The sequence below is a fragment of the Streptomyces sp. NPDC001002 genome (genome assembly GCF_053599215.1).
In genome coordinates this window covers 70,729-86,249 of the sequence record NZ_JBSFLV010000009.1, presented here as the reverse complement: position 1 = coordinate 86,249, position 15,521 = coordinate 70,729, and the positions used below count along the sequence as shown (strand labels likewise).

Sequence of the window (15,521 nt, the reverse complement as noted above, 5' to 3'; positions counted from 1 at the left end):
ATAACGAAAACTGGGGCGGATGTCTTCGCCGAGGCCGCGGAGTCCTATGTCCCGGAGTCCTACGTCCCATTGCGCGTCGAAGCGTTACCCCCGGCGGTCGGCCACCGCCCACGAGGCCAGGGCCACGGCGCCGGCGACGCCGAAGACCGCGGGCCAGGCGCCCACCTTCTTGGCCAGCGGATGCGACGCGGCGAAGGCGGCGACGTAGGCACCGGTCAGCGCCCCGGCGGCCTTCCCGCCGGCCTGCCGCCGCCACTGCTGCGCGGCCGCGGCCCCGGCGACGGCCAGTACGGCCCCACCGAGCTCCCGCTTCCGCGTCCAGCGAGCCACGCCGTACCCACCGACAAGCCCGCCGGCGGCGACCACCGCGCTGGGAACCTTGGCCATGCGTGCCTCCTGAGACTTGCGGCCTGAGCCCTGTGACTGCTGTGGCCCGAGGCTAACCCGCGGGCCCCGGGGGTGTGAGGGCGGGGCGTCCAGGAAGCCGGTCGCCGGTCATCGCCCTCAAGCTGTCCGATCGAGGTGCTCGTCGATGAGTCGGAACGTGACCTCCGGCTGTTCGAGCTGCGGCAGGTGACCGGCCTTCGGTACGAGCTCGAACCGCCCGTCTCCGAAGGCGGACGCGTACGCGGCACCGTAAGCGGCGGTGAAGAGCCCGTCGCTCTCGCCCCACACCACCAGGGCGGGCTGCCGCACCCGACCGAGCCGGCGCAACAACTTCGGGTCGTGCATGTTGGGTTCACCGGCGAGGACCCGCATGGTCGCCATGTTGGCCTGACGGCCGGCGAGTTGCTCGGCGGGAAGGGTACGGGGATCGACGTAGAAGCGATCGGGATCGTGCCAGGACAACTCGGCGGCGGCACGCGGATCGAGGGAGAAGAAGTCGACGATCGGTTCGCCTTCGACGTACACACCGGCGGAGTTGATGAGCACGACTCCGCCGACGCGCTCCTGCTCGACGTCCCGTACGGCCATCTCGGCGGCGATCCAGCCCCCGAGGGACGACCCGATGACGAGGACGTCCTTCAGGTCGAGGTCCTGGAGGAGGTGGAGGTAGGCGAGGGCGAGATCGTCTATGCCGGTGAGCCAATCGGGACGGGGATTGCCGTCCCACCCGGGGTGTACGGGAGTGAGGACGCGAGCCCCGTTGTCGGCGAGGTGCTGGGCGATGCCGGCGACGGTGAAGGGGCCGCCACCGCCGTGGAGGACGAGGACGGGACGGCCGTCGGCGGGGCCGGATGTGGTGACGGTGAGGGGCAGGTCGGGATACACGGAGTGCGCCTGGGAGATGTTCTCTGAGGTCATGCGACCACTCTAACTAAACATCCTTATATAAGGAAGCTTAGTCTTGAGGTAAACTTCCCCCATGCCGGATGACCTGCCCCTTCACCGCCCATCCCAACTCCAACTGCTCGGCCGAGCGGTCAAGCAGGCCCAATACCGCCAACACCGCGCCCTGGACAGCGCGTTGGCGGCGGTCGGCACGACCCTGGCCCAATGGGACGCGCTACGGGCGATCGCCCGCACGCCGGGTTCCTCGGCCCGCGAACTGTCTGCCGAGACCTTCCAGACGGAACAGTCCTTCGGCACGCTGGCGACGCGTCTCTCCGCGCAGGCGCTGATCGAGCGGCGGCCAGGCCGGGGGCGCCGGATCGAGCACCATCTGACGCCGGCGGGGGAGAGGGTGCTGGCGGCGGGGCACAAGGTGGCGGACGGGGTGTTGAGGGAGTGCTTCGCGGGGTTGCAGGATGAAGAACTCGGGTTGCTGGTCGGCTTGTTGGACCGGTTGAACAGGCCGGCGACCGAGGGCGGGGAACCGGCGAAGTGAGCTACAGCCTCAGCATCTACAGCTTCGTGAACGGCGAGGCGGCCCGCCCGGACATGGACGCCGTCCGCGCGGTCCTTTCGCCGTACGCCGTCGTGCCGGAGAAGGTGAACGGAGACGGGGACGACACCGAGTTCTGGATCCGAGCGGGGGATGGCAGCGAGGTCGAGATCTTCATCGCCGAGTACGACATCGGCGTGCATCGCCCGCAGGTCGGTGACGTATGGAAGATCATCATCGAACTGGCGGACCGGGTGGGCGCGATCTTCATCCCCAACGGAACATTCCTGTGCCGCGAGGAAATGCGGGGGCATCTTCCGGAGGGCATGGAGGACGGATCTGTCTTCGTCCCGGCGATCACGCTTGAGGCCTTCGAGGGGGTTGCAGGGCCTTTTAACTATCCGCTGATTCAGGCATTGCCCCAGTAAGCCAACGCCTTGCGGATGAGCTGCTTGGCGGCATCGCCGTAGGACGCGGCACCGCTGAGGGCGGTGAAGGCCTTTTCGTGGAGGGCGAGTTCAGCAGGATCGGTGATGTCCACGCCGCTGGAGACAAGCTCGTAGTGAGCCCAGCTGCCGTCGTACATATTGAAGCCCGGCATAGGGACGATGCCCACAGCTGCGGTGGTGGGGAGGACGCCGAGGGTGAGTGAAGGGAGGTCGATCTCGCGGAGTAGCCGCTCCAACTGCCCCCGCATCACCTCGGAGCCGCCGATGTTCGTGTACAGCCCCTGTTCGCCGAGGACGACGTCGTAGTGGTGCTCACCGTCGTAGAGCACCTGCTGCCGCTCCATCCGCTTGGCGACCCCCGCCGGCACGTCGTCCGGGATCCCGAGGAAGTCGACTACCTGGCGCAGGATCACGGTGGCATACGCCTGAGTCTGAAGCGTGCCCCAGATCATGGTGGGGACGTACGACTTTCCGTGCTGGGTCCGCTGGTACCAGCCGATCACCTCGTCCTGAATGTCTTCGGTGCCGGTAGCCAGCCGCTGTTGCCACGGAACAGAGTGAGTCATGGTGATCGCTCTCCTTTCACTGTCGCCCTCGCCATCCCTGCGCAGGAATCCGGCGAAGTAATCAAACTCGCCATCAATCAGTCATCGAAACGGCGTAATTGGCGAAAAGCGAGAGTCACTCACCGCGCAGGACACGCCAGTTCGGGCCGTGAGCGGTTCGGTGAGCACGTCACTACCGCCAGCGACAGATATGAGGGGCGTTCGAGGTAGAAGCCAAGTGATACGTCCGCTCCTGAACCCAACCTCTCCGCGGCAGAGTCGACCACCGAGGTTAGGCGCGTGATGTCACGCTCTGGTCGCGCAGCGAACCGGGGTGCGTACTCAGCCAGTTGCTCGCCGAGCCAGGCAGCTGCTTCCTTGGACTCGACCCACGTGCCACGTACCAGGGAACGCGGTTTGACGAGCCAGTACGCCGTTTCCAGCGGTGGAAGGTCAGCCGCAGCGAACCCAGCAGCGACTTCGCGATAGCGCTGGATGAGTTCCGGCTTGCTTCCGACCCCGGGCGGCTCCGGATACGAGGGGCGCCGTAAGGCCTCCTCATCGAAACGCGCTTTTGGGCCTGCCCATAGATAGGCGTGATGGTGCACCAGTCGTCCCCATCTGGCGTTGAGGTCGGGGGAGACCGGTCCCGCCCCCCTCGGGCTATGGGAATCGGGACCGGTCGGACAGGAGGAGCGGTCAGACAGGTAGTCCGAACCTCGCCGGGTCGATTCCGGCCGCCGCCAACTCCTCTGTCGTGAACCGCAGCGGCTTCGCGCCCGGTCGTTTGCTGTCGCCCAGGGCCCAGGCGTCATCGCCGATCCGGGCCAGCGTCACGCACCCTTCGGTGCAAGGGCCTCCGCATGCCTTCACGAAGGAGGCCCCGCTGATGTCCAACTCGTACAGATGGCTTCCGTCCAGCATTTGCTGCACCTTCCTGCTCAACTGTCGCGGCCTTGGTCGACCGCCGCCGCCCACGTCGGGCGGGAGTCCGTAGCTGCCGCTTTCAGCCGGTGGCGTGCTGTGCCAGCCTCTGTCGACCGGTAGCGACGAGGGAGCGCACAGCTCTCGGATGGCACAGATCGCCGTCGTATCGCGGAGGCACCACCCAGTAGGTCCCAGGTGGTTCGCGGCGGTCTATGCGAGGGACTCCGAGGTATGTGCCTTCGCCCAGACACGGCGCGTCCTCGGTTTGCTCCAACTGCTCGATGAGGCCCGCACCCCAGTTGATGAGGGCGTAGTACGTCGCCCCAGCCACTCGGTGGTCGTGGATGACGGGGCCGTGGAGCAGAGCCTTGAGCGCGGAAGCCACGCGATCGCTGTCCGTGGTGTCGACGGCGGCGTAGACCAGTTCGGCTGGTAGTCGGACTGCTGCGAACAGACCGCCGAGTGGGAGTAACGCCACGCCCTGTTCCGACCACTCCGCGCATGCCTGCTGTGGCACCCGGTGTGCTCGGGCGAGCCACTCAGAGATCAGCCTGTCCATGTCCTCTGGCGTGAGCACCGCAGCTCCCTCGGTTGAATGCGCTGGTCATGCTTATGAGGAAACCGGAAGTGGCCTGTTGGTCATCAGGACACATCTGGGGGAGTTACTCGCCGCCGACCGGACAGTTTTGCTTGGTAGGGGGTGTTTAGGTCTACCGTCGAGGGAGCGGCCGGGCGAAGGAGCACACGTGGCGAGCAAGAGGAACACCAGACTTGAAGCCCTGTTATGCGAGTTCGGCTATACCCACGAGCAACTCGCTGACGCGGTGAACAGCGCGGCGGTGGAGATCTTCGGTGGCCCGGTCAACTGCACCGATCGTCAGGTGCGTCGGTGGATCGCGGGCGAGGTGCAGTGGCCGTGGACGCGCTACCTCGTACCTCTTCGGCAAGTTCTTGGGCGTACCCCGCAAGAGATGGGATTCGTCCCGCGCAAGAGTTCACGTGTACCTGCACCTCTCAGTCGGTCTGCGTCGGAGGTGAAGCAACACCCCATGGGGAGACGCGAGTTCATTGCTGGCAGCCTTGTCGCGACCCTCGGTTTGGATTTCATCCCTTCCGCCGGTCGTCTCGGCGTCAGTGATATCGAGCGCATCCGAGCGATCGTTCCCACGCTGTACAAGTACGACCACGCCTTGGGCGGCGGCGCCTTGCACGACGTTGCCTCGGAAGCCCTCCGACATGTTCAAAGCTCCGTGAATCACTGCACATACGGTGACCGTGTCGAGCGAATGTTGTACTCAGCGATGGGAGACCTGGCCGCTTCCGCGGGATGGTTTGCCTACGACGCCGGACGGCAGACGGACGCGACCAATCTGTACAACGAAGCCTTGCAGGCTGGAATGCTCTCAGGCGACGGGATGCTGCAGGCGCGAGTCTGGTCCAACCTCGCGATGCAGGCTCGTATCCTCAACCGCGATAGAGAGGCTCTGCGTATCGGGCGCGCGGCTGTTGAGACTCGGCAGGCGAAGGGCGACGCGTGGTTGATGGCGCTGCTCCACTGCCGTCAGGCCGTCGGTCACGCCAGGACCGGAGACCGCACGCGAGCACAGCGCTCACTCGCGCGAGCTGAAACGGCATACGAGCGAGCCCGTGGACAGCCGGCGGCCTGGCTGTCGTTCCTGACCCCCGCGGAGTTGACGGGCCTGGCGGGCGCTGCACACCAGGCTCTCGGACAGCACCGCCGCGCCGAGCAACTCACTGCCTCTGCCCTCCAGATGCTCGAACCACGCTTCGAACGCAACCGCGTCTACTACACCGTTCAGTACGCTCAGACGCTTCTCGACGAGGGCGACATCGAGCACGCAGCCGCTCAGGCAGGGGCAGCAGCCACTCTCGCCGGACGAGTCCGGAGTGAGCGAGTTCAGAGCAAACTCGGTGATCTGCGAGCGCATCTCCGGCGCCACACGCAAGTCCCTGTGGTTGCTGATTTCCTGGAACAGCCTCGACAGGCGGGAGCATGAGATGGAAGGGCCGCGGCTGGAACGCAGGGACGCAGGAGGCCTCGATGACATCCGACAGCAACTCCTCGACGTGTATGCGGAGATCTACGCGGACCGATTGAGCGAGGAGTTTCATAGCGTCGAGAGGTTCAACGAACGGCTCGGCTGGAACACGGAGGTTCCCGGATTCACCGCCGTCGTGGGTTACCTCGACGACACTCCGGTCGGCTACGCGTACGGCTGCGCGCTCCAAGAGACCACGCGCTGGTGGAACGGCCTCCGCACCCCAGTCCCGGCCGGCGGGACCACAGAGACCGGCGCCCGCACCTTCGCACTCTCCGAGCTCATGGTCGTCGAGAAGGCCCGCGGCACCGGTCTCGCCCGAGACATCCACGATGCCCTCCTCCGAGATCGACTGGAGGAACGCGTCACCCTCCTCGTCGAGCGCGAACACCTCAAGGTCCGTGCGCTCTACGAGACTTGGGGGTACGCGTGGTTCGGCGAGGTGGTGCCGTTCGAGGATGCTCCGGTGTACGACGCGTTGGTTCTGCCGCGCCAATCTCTACGAGAGTAGGCTCTTGAGCCGTTCGTGAGCGGCAGCGATGGACTTGGACGGTGGCCTGGTGCGAGGGTGGCTCGGGTTTCGCTGTGCCTGCTCTGCCAAGCCTGAGGGGGTGTCACAGAGTGCAGTCGCACTCACCGTTTCTGTGCTTTTAAACCAGAAATTGGATAGATTGTCCTCGACATCTTAAATCCCAAAAACCAATTAATCGACGAGGGTGGGAACACGTGCGTGGGAGTACACCGCAGCACTATACGATTGCCGATTTCCTGAAATGGGACGATGACAAAGAACTCATACTGAATCCCAAATTTCAGCGAGGGCCCGTCTGGCCTTCCCCGGCTCGAAGTTACCTGATTGACTCCATCTTGCGTGGTTATCCGATCCCGAAGCTGCTGCTCCGTACCACTGTTGATCGCGACACTCGACGAACCATACGGGATGTAGTCGATGGACAGCAGCGACTCCGGGCTATCATCGATTTCGCGTCAGGGAAATTTGCTCTCGGTCCCAAAGCGGGTGACCTAAAAGGGCTGCGCTACGTAAACCTGGACGACAACCTCAAGGATGCATTTCTCGAATACAAGCTTACCTGTGAGCAGCTGATTAATGCCACGGATGAGGATGTTCTTGAAGTCTTCGTTCGCATTAACTCTTACGCGATCCCTGTAAATGAAGCTGAGTTGCGAAATGCGCGATTCGACAACGATTTCAGCGCACTGGTCAAAACGATCGTTCGCAGGGTCACACCTCTGTGGGAGCTGGGAGTGATCTCAAACAGGGATCGAGTCCGTATGTCGGATCAGTCGTTTGTTGCTGAGATCCTAGGGTTCTGGCTCCTGGGTGTTGGAGATGGAGGAGAGCCGCGGATTACTCGTCTCTACGAGGACTACAAGGAAGCTACCCCAGATGAGCTTCCTTCTGAGGATGAAGTTGTGGAAATCCTCTTGGAGGCAGCGGATCTTCTGGAGGACTTCTCCAAAGAGCCCATTGTTCAGCGACCTCACTCTCTCATGATTATTGCAGCGCTGATGTATTTCCATCGCAAACTCCCTGCAGGTCGTCTATCTTTTGATAAGGTTCCCGCACCGGAGAGGCTCCTGGCGTCCAAAGAAGAGGCGGTTGAGTCGCTCGGTAAATTGAATGTAATTCTCGGTAGCCCGGCTGAGGATGTATCCGGATTTGTGACTCTTGTTGAGTCCAAAACAAGCACGCAGCGAATTCGCAGTCGGCAAATTCGTTTTGAGTACTTCTGCCGTGCCCTTTCTGGACAGTATGCCGAGTAGGTCCATCGATGTCTGTGATATCCAATAGACTGCAGGACGTTGTGGATGCTTTCGCGACTGAAGTCTCGGCCATTGAGGGCGTGTTTCGGGCGTCTTCTGGCATGGTGACGGTGTCTAGTCAGGTCATAGACTATGACCCCATCGACGATGGATGCGTGGTCTCACTTTGGGACTCGTGGAATCGCTTCATGCGGGGCTTGTTGCTCTCATCCTGCTCTTCGGCGCGAATCACAGGTGCCTCTGGAAGCCTGTATTTTCCTGTAGCGGCCCTCACTGAAACGCAGGCGGTCACTCATTTGGTCCAGGTGTCCAGATCGAGATCGAATAGCGTGCGGGCAATGGCTGGCGAACCATCTTGGTATGATCAGAACGCGGTATCTGACATGACCCAGGAGTTGCAGCTCGCAAATTCGCAGCAGATAATAACGGCAGTTACCTCTTCTTCGGTTTCACTGGGAGCTGGATTCGTAGCGAGCAATCCGATTGAAGAAATTAGGATAATCAGGAACTTTATAGCTCACAAGGGCAACTCTTCCCTCGCGAGAGCGCGTCAATACATGAGTGGGCATGTCACGGACCATACTCACGACCTCCAACTCGGCGGGGTTACGCGTTTCGGGCAGTGGGTTGATTCACTTTCGGCGATCGCTGAAACGGCGGCCTCCTAGCGAGACTTGATTTTTACAGTCTCTTGAAAAGAGAAGAGCCCTGCCTGGCTCGATGGTTGATTTCCATCCACCTTCGAGAGCTTGGCAGGGCAAATTTCTGATGATCGCGCTAGATCTCGATACGGTTCTCCGTTTTGCGACCCTTGTTCCAGGCGTTGCCGACCATCCGGTAGGCGGTGCTTACACGAGAGCCAGTACCACTGTTGTTGAAGCCACCGCGAGAGGACTGGCTCAGGATTTCAGACCGCCACTTGGCGGCAGAACCCATGCGCTCTATCTTTTTGGCCAGATCCTTGTCATCGACTAGGTCGCCGTGACGGCCAAGAAACATGCCGATGCCGCCGAGGAGCATTCCATCCCAGGATTCGGCGGACCGTCCCCAGGCGTCTTCGGCGATTGAAAGGGTTCGATCGAAGATGGGAGCTCCGTATCGATCGGTGATTTGAAGCACTCCGGACACGGCTCCCACACTGTTCGTGGAGGAGGAGCCCAGGGCGAGGCCGTGCTTCTTCAGGATGCGGTCGGTGTCGACGAAGAGGGGAACGCCTCCGGTGAGGCCTACGTGGTATTCGTCTATGGGGCGGGGCTTGTGTGATTCACGGTTCTTGATCAGGAAGAGGATAGCCTCCTGCGCCTGCGTAAGTCCGTGGTGGATATCGGCGCGAATGGTGGGTATACCAGCGAGTGCGCATGCGCGCCAACGATGCTGCCCATCGACGATGTAGAGGTCGCCATCAACACGTTGGGAAACAACGATTGAGCCGATGGCCTCACGCACAAGGTGGCTGGCGATGTTCTGAGCGCGCTTCTCATTGAGAGTCCGCTGCGCTTGTGGATCTATGTTGAGGTCGCTGACGGCAACCTCTTTCCCGTAGTCCACATCATGGACCGGGAGCTCGAATGTGTATCGAGCCTTAGGCATGGATGCGCCCTTCTGCGCCACGTTTCAGGGATGGTCGGCATTGCCGGATTTTGGGAGGCGGCGCATCAGGATGGTAATCGTGCGGTTGTTGGCACTTCAAGTGGTTTGAGAGATAAGCCGCTTGAGATGTTGAGTCTGCCCATGGCAGTCACGAGATAGTTCGAGGAACGGAACCTCGACGAACGTCCTTCAGGCGGGAGCGCAGCCAGGGCGGGCCATCGACTCCTCTGTCGGCGTGTCGCATCGTGCTGTCGTCGGAGCAAGACGGCGCTCAACGCATCCCCGATCCTGTCACCACCGTTGCGATGGGGCTTGCACCAGCGCCGAGCGGAAAGCGTCGTCTTCGAGGCTCGCTCACAGTTCGGTGGACTGGCTTGGCTGAGAACTGGCATCGCAGGCATGCCCCTCTCGTGTTTGACCGCCACCTACAACGCTCAAGGGCAGACCAGTTCACCGCGATCAGCCCATCGGCAACACTGGTCTTGCTTACAACGACCAACGCAAGGAAGTGCCCGGAACCGCGCCTATAGATATCCCGGCTCGCCGTTGGCCACGAACCGTGTCAAGGACTCCTCCAGCAGTTCCAGAAACTGGCGCAGATCATCAGCCACCCTGTCGAGTTCGGGTTCGTCCAGTGACGCTGTCCGCGTCCGGTAGACCACCCCGCTGGGGCCAGTGACGTAACACAGTCCGCCACCGTTCGAGCCAATGACCAGGCCACGAGCCTCCTCGCCCGTGCCACCACCGACCGAGCCGTATTCCTTGAGCCGCGGGAGGATGTCAGGTACCGGGTCGACGAAGTAGCTGTTGCCGACGTCCGCCCAGATGATGTCGCCAATGCCGTCGTAGAGGGTGACCAGGTCGGCAGAAGCGAGATTCAGTTCGGCGAGAGCGCGGGCCGCCGCCTGGTCGTCGAGGTTGGCCGACCGGACCCGGTTGGTGCCCGGAGGAAACCCGTGCCGGCGCTCGAACTCGGCTGTCATTGTCTGCAGTGGACCTGAGACCCTGCAGATCCACGAGGCCAGCCAAGCGGGCGACAGTGAAGGTTCACTCATGAAGCCGGATCATGGCACGCGCCTCAGAGGCCGAGGAGACGGCCGACAGCACGTCCTGGCGACGATTCTGCGGCCTCCCGATGTCGAACGTGTTCAGGACGAACCAGCTGAACTCGTATCTCAGAGGGCCAGTTCGGCGCGGGCGAAGTCACGGAACAGCTGGTACTCGGCCGGCCGACAGGAGATCCACGTCGAGGCTCGCGTGGTGCTCAGCCGGATCGAAGTCCAGAACGTCTATGTGGAGGACATTCCACTATGACGGTCGGTCTGCAGAGTGGTGACGGCCACTTGTCGTCGTACGGGAGCAGGCGCGGCTCCAATCCCGCTCGCTCGAGTCCGAGAGCGAGCCCGCCTGCCCCCGAGCACACGTCCACTTAGGTCAAACCACTCGTCTTGTTCTCTCCCTCGTCTGCTCTGTACGCCGCCGCTCCACAGTGGCCGACACCCGCGCGGCCACTGAGCCGGGTTCCTCGTGCTCCCAGAAACGCAGCACTGTCCATCCCTGCGCGACCAGGTGCGCGGTCGTCTCCCGGTCGCGAGCGATGTTCCGGTCCAGCTTCTGGCGCCACCACTCCGCATTTGCCTTCGGCTGCGTCGCGTGCACCGGGCACCCGTGCCAGAAACACCCGTCGATCAAGATGGCCACCTTCGCCCGAGTGAACGCCATGTCGAGCCGGCGCCGAGCCATGCCGGGCACCGGGTACTCCACCCGGTAACGCAGCCCGGCCGCGTGCAGCAGTCGTCGTACGGCCAGCTCGGCCCCGGTGTCCTTGCTCGCCTGCCTGCTCATGCGAGCTGAGACCTGGGGAGAGGAAGGCGTCACGCTGTTCACTGTCTTCGAACCTCACGAATGCGCGTCGTCACGAATCATGACTGCCGGGCAAGTGGTCAGGTGAGGCGCCGAGTCACGCTCCCAGGGCCCCGTGACACTCCCCATACCCCCGCCCCGACCCACACCAACAATCAGCCCCCCGCTGCGGCGGCCAAGCCACAGCCCGCCCCCGCGCCGCCAACGTCGTCGCATACTGCGGCAGCAGATCCGCGTCCGCCGGAGATGAGCCCTCCGACGCCGCGAAGGCCTCGTAAGAAGGCACCGTCCCCGTCACGATCCCGAGGTTCGGAGTCCCCGAAGCCGCCAGCTCCCTCAGTGACGCCTCTATCGTCGCCAAATGGGCCTCATGGGACGGGTACTCGCTCGTCAAGGTCGGGTAGTCCGAGACAAGTTCCGCCAGTTCCGTCGTCGGCCAGTGCAGGACCGCTACCGGGAACGGGCGGGAGAGGGCCTCTCGGTATGTGCCCAGTTCCGCGCGGAGGCGGGAGATCTCGGCCTCCAGTTCCGCGGGGTTGTCCGAGCCCAGGGACCAGACGCGCTTGGGGTCGTGGAGTTCGTCCAGGGAGACGGGGGAGGAGTGCAGGGTGTCGGCCAGCATGTCCCACGCGTCGTGGGCCACGCCCAGCATGCGGCGCACGCGGTGGCGGCCGAAGAGGAGCGGGTGGGTGGAGTACGGGGGTTCCTGGACGTCCGCCAGGAGGAGACCGGCGCCCTCCGAGAACGTCTCCTGGGCCGCCTCCAGCTCGTCGTGCGACTCCAGGGCCTCGGCCACGATCACCCAGGGGGCCGGGTCGCGCGGGGCCGCCGCGCGGACGCCGTCGATGATCGCGCGGGCCTCGGCCTCATGGCCGTACTCCCACAGGTTCGAGGCCTTGAGGGCCCGTACCAGGTGGGGGTTGTCCAGGGTGTCGTTCGAGGACAGCAGACGGTCGTAGAGCGCGGTCGCGGCGGGGCGGTCGCCGGACAGTTCCAGGTGGGCCGCGGCCTGCAGGAGCAGGGCCTCGGCGTCCTCGGGATACCGGCCGGCGGTCCGCTCCAGGCGTGCCGCTTCGGCGGTGTGGTCGACGTTCTCGGCAGGCGTGTCGGGGCGCATGGGGGACACCGTACTGCCGACGGGTGACAAAGGAGAGATATCCGCAGGCCAGGACCGATGGAGAAGGGGAGGGGAGGGGGCCAGAGAGGTGGGGGTGGAGACTGGCGCCATGCGTCTTGTGTTCTCCGGGCCGGTGATCGAGTGGCGTGGGCCCGCGCCGTACTACTTCGTCCCCGTGCCGGACCAGGAGTCCGCGGACATTCGGGAGGTCGCCGCCATGGCCACTTACGGGTGGGGCGTGATCCCGGTCGAGGCGCGCGTGGGGGAGGTCGACTTCGGGACCTCCCTCTTTCCCCGGGAAGGCGGCTATCTGCTGCCGTTGAAGAACGCCGTGCGGGTGCCGCAGGGCATCTCCGCCGGGGACGAGGTCACCGTGGAGATGACCGTCCAGCTGAAGTGAGGAGGGGGCGGGCGCCGGCAGCCGTGCCCCCTCCCACACCCCCCGCTAGATCGTCACCCCGTCGATCTGCAACGTCTGCACCGCCTTCGCCGCGAACGGCACCGCCACCGTCTTCCCGCTCACATAGGTGTCCGAGTACGCCTTGTACTGGTCCCCGCCCGTCGTCACCGTGTTCCAGCGCGGCACCAGGCCGCCCGAACCGCCGCTCACCGTCGTGAAGTTGGAGAGGTTGAAGGTGAGGGTCTGGGCGGTGGTCGCGGTGTTGAGGGCGACGATGACCAGGCGCTTGGCGCTCGCGTCGTAGGCGGCCGTGGCGTAGCTGACGCCCGTGTCGAGGATCTGCATGCCGGGGCGCAGATGGCGGCTGAACTGGGCCATGACGTAGTACTTCGTCGTCACCGCGCCCGCCGCCAGCGTGTCCGCGTCGTAGGCGATCATCGCCCAGTTCGAGGACGGGTCCATGACCTGCCAGTACACCCAGGCGGTGGGGTGGAGCCAGCGGAAGTCGTAGAGGAGGTTGAAGGCCATGGTGTAGCCGGTGCCGTCGTTGTCGCCGGTCTCCGAGTTCCACAGGGCCTTGCCGGCCGTCGTCACGACGTCCGTGTAGAGCAAGTCCCTACGTCCGCCCGAGCCTTGGTAGCCGTGGACGTTGACCCGGTTCACGTACCCCTTCGTCGTGGAGCTGAAGGAGTTCCAGGTGGTGCGGGCGAGGTCGTAACTCGTCTCGTCGGATGCCGAGATCTTGGTGGCCGTCAGGCCGCGCGTGTTCAACTCGCTTCTCAGGTACGGCAGTACGGCTGACTGGACCGTCGCGTCCATGTGGCAGCCCTCCTGCGTGCCGGTCGCCGTCCACCAGCTGGAGCTGGGCTCGTTGAAGGCGTCGACCGTCGCGAAGTTCACGCCCCAGTTGTTCTTGGCGTACAGGGCGACCGCGGCGAGGTGGGAGGCGTGCTGGCGGTAGTTCCAGGTCTGGAGGTTGTTGCCGCCGCCGGATGCGCCGGACGGGTTGTGGTTGGAACACATCCACCACATGGGGGAGTTGGCGAACAGCTCGCTGGTCGCGCCGCGCGCGGTCGCCTTCACCAGCATCGCGCGCTGCGCCGCGTCCGCCGACCAGTCCCAGGCCGAGGAGGTGGGGTCCTCGTTGTTCCAGTCCTGCCAGAAGCCCTCGATCTGCTTGAACGCGGGGATGTTCGGGGAGGCGACCATCGACTCGCCGTTCACCGCGTTCCAGCTGCACGCGCCCAGGTTGTAACGGGCGATGTTCAGGCCCAGGCCGGGGAGCGAAGTGCCGTTGTACGTCGTCGACTTGGTGGTGAAGAAGATGTCGGCGAAGTCGTCCCGCGCGCCGAAGACATTGGCCCACCAGGCCAGGGAGGTGCCCCAGCCCTCCCAAGTCCCCCACGACGTACCGGGGTTGACGGCGACGGTCGCGTCCGCGTGTGCGGTGCCGGTCGCCAGGGCGCTGCCTAGGATGCCGCCGCCGGCCGCGGCAAGCAGGGTTCTGCGTCGGATCATTGCGGCTTCTCCGGTTCGCTCGACGGGCTGTCCCGTTCATGCCACGTCGAAGCATCGGGTGTGGTGCGTGGGGTTGTCGAGGGTTGCGACAGCCCTTTCTAAAACCTATGTACGAAGTCTCGAACGGCCCTTGCAACTGGTGACTTGGCCGGGCGGCGCCTATCGTGCGGGCGGCCCAGTCGAGGAGGTGTCCGTCCGGATGCGCGTTCCCGTGGTGCAGCACAGCAGCCGCCGGCGGAGTGCGCGGCGCCGGCGGGTGTGGTGGGGCGGGGGCGAAGTCCTCGTCACGGTGGGGGTCGTGCTGCTCCTGCTCGTCGTCCATCAACTGTGGTGGACCAACCGGGAGGCCCGACGTGGCGCCGAACGGAAGGTGGAGGCGCTGGAACGGGAGTGGGGGGACGGGGCCTCGGGGGAGGGGGCCGAGGGCGTCGGGTCCGGTAGTGATACGTCCGCGTCGCCCGGCGAGGGCGCCGGTGCCGGTTCCGACGACGGCGCCTCCGATCGTCGTACCACCGCCAACACCAGCCGATCCACGCCCAGTTGGTCCCAGGCCTACGCCATCCTCACCATCCCCCGCCTCGGCCTCCGCGTCCCCGTCGCCGAGGGCGTCAGCAAGCAGAACGTCCTCAACAAGGGCTACGTCGGCCACTACCCCGGCACCCAACAGCCCGGCCAGGCAGGCAACTTCGCTCTCGCCGGCCACCGCAACACCCACGGCGAGCCCTTCCGGTACATCAACCGGCTGCGGGCCAAGGACGTGGTGGAGGTGGAGACGGCGGAGGCGACGTACACGTATGTCGTGGACAAGTCGCTGCCGCAGACCTCGGCGCGGGACTCGGGGGTCGTACGGGCCGTCCCGCGTTCCGTCGTGAAGCCCAAGTACGGGTACGCGCAGCCCGGTTACTACATCACCCTCACGACCTGCACGCCGGAGTACACGTCCCGGTACCGGCTGGTGGTGTGGGGGAAGCTGGTGTCGATGCGACCGCGGGCTTGACGCGGGCCGATTGCCGTCGGCGATCTTTGCTCGCCCTTGGTCTCACCCATACCTCTCGCATAATCGCCCTCCCTAGTGTCGTGGGGTTGGCATGTGCACAGAGTGAAGTGATGACGTACGGGGGCTGGTTCGGGTGTCGGACCTGAAGAAAGAAGCTGCTTCTCTGCACAAGGCGGCCTCGGGGCTGCGGCGGGTGGAGCAGCACACGGCGAAGCCGTTGCAGGAGTTCAGGGCGCAGTCGCACGACCTGGGCGCGTTGGGTGCGCTCGGCGCGCTGCTCAGCGCGACGGACGAGATACGTGAGGGCATGACCACCCTGGCCGAGCTGACCGGACGACTCCACGAGGAGTGGGAGGGGGAGGCGAAGCTGATGGGCGACGTGTCCGACGCCTTCGACCTGCTCGACGTGCTGCTGGCCGCCGCGGCGCAGGCCGAGAAGGGCTGA

General features: G+C 64.5%; 19 protein-coding genes. 8 read left to right on the top strand and 11 right to left on the bottom strand.

What is annotated here, in order from left to right; translation table 11 throughout:
* Positions 1-84: 84 nt before the first annotated feature.
* Positions 85-387 (bottom strand): hypothetical protein, encoded by a 303-nt coding sequence (locus ACWDR3_RS07345; protein WP_450351492.1) that lies wholly within the window; start codon positions 385-387, stop codon positions 85-87.
* Positions 388-504: 117 nt separating this feature from the next.
* A complete protein-coding gene (locus ACWDR3_RS07340) occupies positions 505-1,305 on the bottom strand; it encodes an alpha/beta fold hydrolase (protein ID WP_450351491.1) in 801 nt (266 codons plus the stop codon).
* Between the two features lie 61 nt (positions 1,306-1,366).
* On the opposite strand from ACWDR3_RS07340, the gene ACWDR3_RS07335 reads away from it, so the two are divergent.
* Together ACWDR3_RS07335 and ACWDR3_RS07330 are read left to right on the top strand one after the other, a co-directional pair.
* Complete coding sequence (locus ACWDR3_RS07335; RefSeq protein ID WP_450351490.1) at positions 1,367-1,828, top strand: MarR family winged helix-turn-helix transcriptional regulator; 462 nt, start codon at positions 1,367-1,369, stop codon at positions 1,826-1,828.
* On the top strand, positions 1,825-2,253 hold the full coding sequence (locus tag ACWDR3_RS07330) for a hypothetical protein (RefSeq protein WP_450351489.1): 429 nt from the start codon (positions 1,825-1,827) through the stop codon (positions 2,251-2,253). Before ACWDR3_RS07335 ends, ACWDR3_RS07330 begins: the two co-directional genes overlap by 4 nt.
* Here ACWDR3_RS07330 and ACWDR3_RS07325 read toward each other — a convergent pair.
* From ACWDR3_RS07325 to ACWDR3_RS07310, 4 genes are all read right to left on the bottom strand, one after another.
* Positions 2,235-2,840: a DUF5753 domain-containing protein gene (locus ACWDR3_RS07325; RefSeq protein ID WP_450351488.1), complete on the bottom strand. Its 606-nt coding sequence runs from the start codon at positions 2,838-2,840 to the stop codon at positions 2,235-2,237. The two genes, ACWDR3_RS07330 and ACWDR3_RS07325, sit on opposite strands and share 19 nt — an antisense overlap.
* A 119-nt stretch (positions 2,841-2,959) precedes the next feature.
* Positions 2,960-3,427 (bottom strand): hypothetical protein, encoded by a 468-nt coding sequence (locus ACWDR3_RS07320; protein ID WP_450351487.1) that lies wholly within the window; start codon positions 3,425-3,427, stop codon positions 2,960-2,962.
* Between the two features lie 91 nt (positions 3,428-3,518).
* Entirely contained in the window at positions 3,519-3,743 is a 225-nt protein-coding gene (locus ACWDR3_RS07315; RefSeq protein ID WP_450351486.1) for a DUF397 domain-containing protein, read from the bottom strand.
* Positions 3,744-3,825: 82 nt separating this feature from the next.
* Positions 3,826-4,323, bottom strand: a complete 498-nt coding sequence (locus ACWDR3_RS07310) for a hypothetical protein (protein ID WP_450351485.1) — start codon at positions 4,321-4,323, stop codon at positions 3,826-3,828.
* Between the two features lie 169 nt (positions 4,324-4,492).
* Here ACWDR3_RS07310 and ACWDR3_RS07305 point away from each other — a divergent pair, with 169 nt between their 5' ends.
* The 3 genes from ACWDR3_RS07305 (at position 4,493) to ACWDR3_RS07295 (ending at position 7,591) form a co-directional block, all read left to right on the top strand.
* Positions 4,493-5,764, top strand: coding sequence for a hypothetical protein (locus ACWDR3_RS07305; RefSeq protein WP_450351484.1), 1,272 nt, complete (start codon positions 4,493-4,495; stop codon positions 5,762-5,764).
* Between the two features lies 1 nt (position 5,765).
* A complete protein-coding gene (locus tag ACWDR3_RS07300; RefSeq protein ID WP_450351483.1) occupies positions 5,766-6,317 on the top strand; it encodes a GNAT family N-acetyltransferase in 552 nt (183 codons plus the stop codon).
* A gap of 215 nt (positions 6,318-6,532) precedes the next feature.
* Positions 6,533-7,591, top strand: coding sequence for a GmrSD restriction endonuclease domain-containing protein (locus ACWDR3_RS07295; RefSeq protein ID WP_450351482.1), 1,059 nt, complete (start codon positions 6,533-6,535; stop codon positions 7,589-7,591).
* A 777-nt stretch (positions 7,592-8,368) separates the two neighbouring features.
* On the opposite strand, the gene ACWDR3_RS07290 is transcribed toward ACWDR3_RS07295, so the two are convergent.
* The 4 genes from ACWDR3_RS07290 to ACWDR3_RS07275 all read right to left on the bottom strand — a co-directional run bounded on the left by ACWDR3_RS07290 (position 8,369) and on the right by ACWDR3_RS07275 (position 12,161).
* Complete coding sequence (locus ACWDR3_RS07290; protein ID WP_450351481.1) at positions 8,369-9,202, bottom strand: DUF6551 family protein; 834 nt, start codon at positions 9,200-9,202, stop codon at positions 8,369-8,371.
* A gap of 503 nt (positions 9,203-9,705) precedes the next feature.
* Entirely contained in the window at positions 9,706-10,164 is a 459-nt protein-coding gene (locus tag ACWDR3_RS07285; RefSeq protein ID WP_450351480.1) for an SMI1/KNR4 family protein, read from the bottom strand.
* Between the two features lie 451 nt (positions 10,165-10,615).
* Positions 10,616-11,068, bottom strand: coding sequence for a very short patch repair endonuclease (locus ACWDR3_RS07280; RefSeq protein WP_450351479.1), 453 nt, complete (start codon positions 11,066-11,068; stop codon positions 10,616-10,618).
* Between the two features lie 73 nt (positions 11,069-11,141).
* Entirely contained in the window at positions 11,142-12,161 is a 1,020-nt protein-coding gene (locus ACWDR3_RS07275; protein ID WP_450351478.1) for an SEC-C domain-containing protein, read from the bottom strand.
* A gap of 109 nt (positions 12,162-12,270) precedes the next feature.
* On the opposite strand from ACWDR3_RS07275, the gene ACWDR3_RS07270 reads away from it, so the two are divergent.
* Positions 12,271-12,561: a DUF1905 domain-containing protein gene (locus tag ACWDR3_RS07270; RefSeq protein WP_450351477.1), complete on the top strand. Its 291-nt coding sequence runs from the start codon at positions 12,271-12,273 to the stop codon at positions 12,559-12,561.
* A 45-nt stretch (positions 12,562-12,606) separates the two neighbouring features.
* Here ACWDR3_RS07270 and ACWDR3_RS07265 read toward each other — a convergent pair whose 3' ends face one another.
* Positions 12,607-14,079, bottom strand: a complete 1,473-nt coding sequence (locus ACWDR3_RS07265; RefSeq protein ID WP_450351476.1) for a beta-1,6-galactanase — start codon at positions 14,077-14,079, stop codon at positions 12,607-12,609.
* Between the two features lie 199 nt (positions 14,080-14,278).
* Here ACWDR3_RS07265 and ACWDR3_RS07260 point away from each other — a divergent pair, with 199 nt between their 5' ends.
* Positions 14,279-15,076, top strand: coding sequence for a class E sortase (locus ACWDR3_RS07260; protein ID WP_450351475.1), 798 nt, complete (start codon positions 14,279-14,281; stop codon positions 15,074-15,076).
* Positions 15,077-15,209: 133 nt separating this feature from the next.
* Positions 15,210-15,521 (top strand): hypothetical protein, encoded by a 312-nt coding sequence (locus ACWDR3_RS07255; RefSeq protein ID WP_450351474.1) that lies wholly within the window; start codon positions 15,210-15,212, stop codon positions 15,519-15,521.

What these genes read in the sequence shown, in the direction of transcription:
- ACWDR3_RS07275 (WP_450351478.1), bottom strand. Translation starts at nt 12,161, where the DNA reads ATGCGCCCCGACACGCCTGCCGAGAACGTCGACCACACCGCCGAAGCG.
- ACWDR3_RS07300 (WP_450351483.1), top strand. Translation starts at nt 5,766, where the DNA reads ATGGAAGGGCCGCGGCTGGAACGCAGGGACGCAGGAGGCCTCGATGAC.
- ACWDR3_RS07270 (WP_450351477.1), top strand. Translation starts at nt 12,271, where the DNA reads ATGCGTCTTGTGTTCTCCGGGCCGGTGATCGAGTGGCGTGGGCCCGCG.
- ACWDR3_RS07340 (WP_450351491.1), bottom strand. Translation starts at nt 1,305, where the DNA reads ATGACCTCAGAGAACATCTCCCAGGCGCACTCCGTGTATCCCGACCTG.
- ACWDR3_RS07265 (WP_450351476.1), bottom strand. Translation starts at nt 14,079, where the DNA reads ATGATCCGACGCAGAACCCTGCTTGCCGCGGCCGGCGGCGGCATCCTA.
- ACWDR3_RS07325 (WP_450351488.1), bottom strand. Translation starts at nt 2,840, where the DNA reads ATGACTCACTCTGTTCCGTGGCAACAGCGGCTGGCTACCGGCACCGAA.
- ACWDR3_RS07260 (WP_450351475.1), top strand. Translation starts at nt 14,279, where the DNA reads ATGCGCGTTCCCGTGGTGCAGCACAGCAGCCGCCGGCGGAGTGCGCGG.
- ACWDR3_RS07345 (WP_450351492.1), bottom strand. Translation starts at nt 387, where the DNA reads ATGGCCAAGGTTCCCAGCGCGGTGGTCGCCGCCGGCGGGCTTGTCGGT.
- ACWDR3_RS07285 (WP_450351480.1), bottom strand. Translation starts at nt 10,164, where the DNA reads ATGACAGCCGAGTTCGAGCGCCGGCACGGGTTTCCTCCGGGCACCAAC.
- ACWDR3_RS07315 (WP_450351486.1), bottom strand. Translation starts at nt 3,743, where the DNA reads ATGCTGGACGGAAGCCATCTGTACGAGTTGGACATCAGCGGGGCCTCC.
- ACWDR3_RS07335 (WP_450351490.1), top strand. Translation starts at nt 1,367, where the DNA reads ATGCCGGATGACCTGCCCCTTCACCGCCCATCCCAACTCCAACTGCTC.